At 53.4% G+C, this 4,691-nt stretch carries 3 protein-coding genes and 1 pseudogene; 1 reads left to right on the forward strand and 3 read right to left on the reverse strand.

The window, feature by feature from the left end; all coding sequences use genetic code 11:
- Window positions 1–23: 23 nt before the first annotated feature.
- The 3 genes and pseudogenes from E5336_RS12165 to E5336_RS12670 all read right to left on the reverse strand — a co-directional run.
- Window positions 24–1,451 (reverse strand): glycoside hydrolase family 32 protein, encoded by a 1,428-nt coding sequence (locus tag E5336_RS12165; RefSeq protein WP_135981375.1) that lies wholly within the window; start codon window positions 1,449–1,451, stop codon window positions 24–26.
- Between the two features lie 12 nt (window positions 1,452–1,463).
- Entirely contained in the window at window positions 1,464–2,204 is a 741-nt protein-coding gene (locus E5336_RS12665; protein ID WP_354665566.1) for a glucose PTS transporter subunit IIA, read from the reverse strand.
- 6 nt (window positions 2,205–2,210) lie between these two features.
- Window positions 2,211–3,367: pseudogene (locus E5336_RS12670) on the reverse strand (PTS transporter subunit EIIC); the annotation flags it as partial.
- 230 nt (window positions 3,368–3,597) lie between these two features.
- Between E5336_RS12670 and E5336_RS12175 the strand changes: the two are divergent.
- Window positions 3,598–4,611 carry a LacI family DNA-binding transcriptional regulator gene (locus E5336_RS12175; RefSeq protein ID WP_135981376.1) on the forward strand — a complete coding sequence of 338 codons (1,014 nt, stop codon included), beginning with the start codon at window positions 3,598–3,600 and terminating at the stop codon, window positions 4,609–4,611.
- Window positions 4,612–4,691 lie beyond the last annotated feature (80 nt).

Raw genomic sequence — 4,691 nt, forward strand, 5'->3', positions numbered from 1 at the left:
ATATTTCAAACTATTTCATAATTTTATACTTGACTTCCTATATAGTTGTCTTTCCCGACGCGATACGCGTCCATCGCGCGAACGACCAGCTCCATCGGTCCGTCCGACACGATCTTATTTAATTCCATATTATCATAAATTCTTGAGGTGAGCGCGTATTGTCCGCCATTCACAAAAATTTCCACGCTCGACGTATCGCTAAACACATCGAGGGTCTCGATTCGTCCGACTTCGACGTGGCGCGCGTCGCGGCCGTATCCCGACTGCTTCAGTGAAAACGTAAGCAAGCCATTCGCGTATTCAATCTCGCAATCCTCGCGCAGGCGAACATGAAACGAATCCGTCAAAGGCGTCAGCGTCGCGTGAAAGCACGGCGTGCCGACATCCACCGTCTCGCCGGCCTGAAGTTTTTGACTCCACTCTGTCCGTTTTAAATCCAGCACTTCCTCGATTGGAAACTGGTACAGACGCCCGTTTTCAAGCCACAGCGTTCTTGGCAGCGTCAGCGCGTGCTGCCAGCCGTTCGCCACCGTCGGATTCGAGTACTCCGCATCGGGAATTCCCATCCATCCAATCAAAATCCGCCGGCCTCTCGTATCCAAATACGTTTGCGGCGCGTAAAAGTCGAACCCGTGGTCGAACTCGGCAAACGAGGACAAAGCCGTATGCTCATCGAGCGCGCCATCCACAAGGAAATACCCGTTTTGATACACGTTTTCAAACCGGTATCCGTCCTGTTCGACGCCTTGCGGACACGTCATCAGGATCTTTTGTCCATCGAGCTCGAACAAGTCCGGGCACTCCCACATATAGCCAAACGGCGCGTCGCTTTCCAGCCGTCCGTGAAACGACCACTGCGCCAAATCGTCCGAACGATACACGAGGATCTGGCCCACGTCGTTTCTTGTCCGCGCACCAAGCACCATGTAGTACACGCCGTTTTCCTCGAAGATTTTTGGATCGCGCACATGGCAGCTCAAATCGTGCGGATAGTCCTCGTTTTTGAGCACGTTGCGTTTTTCGGAAAACGTCAGGCCGTCACCGGACGTGAACGTGTTCACATAGTGGCCGCGCCCTTCATAAATATAGTCGAAGTCGCCTTCCTCTTTGATATTGCCTGTATAAAAGAAGTGGATCGTGTCGTCTTTGACAAACGCGCTGCCCGAATACACGCCGTCCTTGTCCAGAGGACTGTCGGGCACCAGCTCGATTGGACGGGACTCAAACGCCTTCCAGTCCGTCGTGGTGTAATGGCCCCATCCTTTTTGCCCTCCCGCTGGCTCGAGGGGAGAGTACTGGTAAAAGATGTGGGTCACGCCGTCTTTTTCACAAAGACCGTTCGGGTCGTTGAGCCACCCGACCGGCGGCATGAGATGATAGCGCAGCCGCCACGGATCGCTGGCGACGCCTGGGGCGTGCGCCTGTTCATATTGATTCCAAAGTGTTTTCATTTTGTTCCTTCCTTACGCGAGTTTGAGCATTTCCGCTCTCGATTCGACCCGCTCTTCATGCAACGTCTCGAACGCTTTGCCGTTGGTGATGACAACCGGCGTTTCCGTCGAAAGTCTGGCTTCCCGGATAGCTTCCAAATCCACATGCATCAAAGGCTGGCCGGCCCGGATCGTGTCGCCGTCCTTCACGAGCACGTCAAATGGTTTTCCATCAAGCGAAACCGTATCCAATCCGACATGGATGAGGATTTCCTCGCCGTTTTCCCCTTGCAGGCCGATGGCGTGTTTGGTCGGAAACACCATCATCACTTTGCCGTTGACCGGCGAGACGAGCGTGCCCTCGCTTGGCGTGATGACGACGCCATCCCCCATCGCCTTGGAGGCGAACATCGGATCCGAGCACGCGCTGACCGGGCGGATGGAGCCGCTCATTGGCGCGTACAGCACGTTGGGCTGGGCGTCCAGCAGCTGAATGGCTTCGATCGCCTTCACCTTCTTTGGCGCTTCCAGTTCTTTTTGACCGAACTTCTTCATCAAAACGACCGTCATGACAACGGAGGTCGCCATCGAAATGCCCAAACCAATCGCGAAGTTCAGCCAGCTTTGCGGCGCGATCGAGATGATGCCCGGCAAACCGGCCGCGCCCATCGCCAGGGCGAGCGTTTTCGTGCCGGCGATCCATGCCGAGCCGGCAGCCGAACCGATGATCGCCGCGTAAAACGGATATTTCAGTTTCAGCGTGACACCGAACATCGCCGGTTCCGTGATGCCAAGCAGCGCCGAAATGCCGGACGCCGTGCAAAGCGATTTAAGCTTTTCGTTTTTCGTCAGGAACAACACGGTGAGCACGGCCGCGCCTTGCGCGACGTTGTTCATCGAGGCGATCGGGAAGATGAACGATCCGCCTGTCGTCTCGGCGGCCGCGATCAGCTGCGTCTCAATGGCCGAGAACGAGTGGTGCATGCCGGTAATCGTGATCGGTGCGTACAGCAGGCCGAAAATGGCGCCGCCCAAAAAGCCGAGGGTCGAATACAGCCACGACAAACCGAAGGCGAGCAAATCGCCGGCTTCGCGCAGCAGCGGTCCGACAAACAGGAACGTGAGCGCGGCGGTAATCAAAATGGACAGCGCGGCGTCGACAAGTTGTCCAGCCAGCTTGGCGTCACTTTATGGAGCCGTTTTTCGATGTTGGCCAAAATCCACGACACGGCCAGAACCGGCAGCACCGTTCCCTGGTAGCCGATGGCTTCCACGCTTAAACCGAACCAGTTCCATGTCGGGATCGTTTCGGCGGACGCGAGCGAATAGGCGTTGAGCAAGTCCGGATGGACCATGATCATGCCCATCGCGGCGCCTAAATACGGGTTGCCGCCAAACTTCTTCGTGGCGGAAAAACCAATGAGCACCGGTAAAAACGTAAACGGCGCGGCCGCGCACATGTTGATGAACGTGGCGATGCTGGCCATAGCCGGAAACAAGTCGATGACGGATTTGCCTTCGACAAACAACCCTTGCGCGGTGAGCACGTTGTTGAGGCCCATGAGCAAGCCGCCCGCGACGATGGCCGGGATAATGGGCACGAAAATGTCGGACAGCACTTTGACGGCCCGCATGACGGGATTGCCTTTTTTCGTGTCGTCTTCCTCGGCTTTGGCTTCATTGGCGCCCAGGCCGGTTTGTTTGAGCACTTCGGCGGTGACGAGATTGACGGTGCCGGAGCCGAAAATGACCTGGTACTGGTCGTTGGCTAAAAAGACGCCTTTGACCTGGTCGACGTCGCTTAACGCCTCCTCATCGACGAGATCGTAGTTTTTGAGTTTCAGACGCAGCCTTGTGGCGCAGTGCATCGCCGAGACGATGTTGTCCTGCCCGCCGACGTATTGAATGACTTGTGATGCGATTTTTGTTGTTTCCATACCTTTCTCCTATTTTCCTTTCTGGTTTTTACTGGTTCTTTTTATGGAACCGATTTCATATTTAAATCCTAAACTTGTTCCATATATTTGTCAAGATAAAAGTGAAACCGATTCCAAAATTTCGATTGTCCGAATAAATAAAGCACATTATGAAAAATATTCTTTCAATTCTATGGAACAGTTCCACATTTTCGCTTGAAAGTGCTTCCTTTCGATTTTATAATGTGCATATGAAACACAAACGAATCACAATGAAAGAAATCGCGGAAGAAGCGGGCGTGGCGAAAAGCACGGTTTCGCGTTATTTCAACGATGGCTATGTAAAAGAGGAAACCCGGGAAAAGATCCGGAAAATCATCGAGGCGCACGACTACGAGCCGAGCGCGGCGGCCTCGAACTTGAAGGCGAAGGAAACCAAAACGATCGGGATCATCGCGCCGACGATCAACTCGAACACCTCGTCCCGGCTTTTGACGAGCATCAACGCCTATTTGAAGGAAAAAGGATATACGGTGATTTTGATTGACACGGACCACGACATCAACGACGAGATCCGCTCGATCCAGTATTTTGAAAGTTTGCGGGTCGATGGCATCATTTTGGTGGCGACGAATATCAACCTGATCCACCAGAAACTTGTGCATGAATCGCAAATTCCGATTTTAATTGTCGCCCAGCATTTTAAAAACGGCGTATCGATCATTTACGACGACTATCGGGCCGGCTATGCGGCCGGCGAATACGCCGCGAAGATGGGGCATGAAAACGTGCTGTTTTTAGGAGTCAACCGCGTCGACGAGGCGGTGGGCGTCCAGCGCCGAAAAGGCGTCCTGGAAGCGCTGGAGGAATACGGAGTGCCGAAAATCCACATGCGCGAAACGGATTTTTCTTTTTCAAAAACAAGGAAGGTCATTCGTCATTATTTGGAGGACCACCATCCGACAATGATTATCGCGGCGACCGATAATTTGGCTCTGGCCTGCTATAAGGAGATTGCAGAAAAGGGACTTCGCGTCCCGGAGGATATTTCCTTAATTGGCTTTGGCGGCTACGAGGTAAGCGAATTGATCACACCTTCGTTGTGCACTTACCGCTTTGATTACGAGCTTGCCGGAAAAATGGCGGGCGCGACGATTTTATCGTTGATCAAAGGCGATCCGGTCGCGACCACCCAGGTCATTGGATTCCGAAAAATAGAAGGGGGCAGCGTGCAAGACCGCCGTAAAAAAGGTGAAGCAAAATAACGCTTCACCTTTTTGTTTGCCAAATAAAAAAAGAGCCGAGCAACGTCCTATTTTCGCAGGCGTCTTGCCAACTATCTTCG

The sequence above is a fragment of the Dubosiella muris genome, assembly GCF_004793885.1.
Taxonomy (GTDB): Bacteria; Bacillota_I; Bacilli_A; order Erysipelotrichales; family Erysipelotrichaceae; genus Dubosiella; species Dubosiella muris.